At 64.2% G+C, this 229-nt stretch carries 1 protein-coding gene; it reads right to left on the bottom strand.

Going from position 1 to position 229, the window contains the following annotated elements; translation table 11 throughout:
• The coding region (locus tag RVY79_RS21930) for a hypothetical protein (protein ID WP_317466738.1) at positions 1 to 229 on the bottom strand (229 nt) is incomplete at both ends.

Here is a 229-nt window from a genome sequence, read left to right on the forward strand (position 1 = left end):
CAGCACGTTGCCAACCTGTGGGTTGCCGGTGGCGCCGTTCGTCCCGGTGTAGGTGTCATTGCTTGCAATGATCTTGCCGGGTGCCACCGTGACCGTGGCCGTGGCGCTCGCACAGTTGGTCGGGTTCAGCTTCTCGCAAATCTGATAGCCGATGGTGTACGTACCCGCCGGCGTGCCCGGTGCCACTGCCACCAGACCGGTGTTCGGGTCCAGCGTCACCTTCGGGTTG

This window comes from Chromohalobacter sp. HP20-39, assembly GCF_033052815.1.
Classification (GTDB): Bacteria; Pseudomonadota; Gammaproteobacteria; order Pseudomonadales; family Halomonadaceae; genus Chromohalobacter.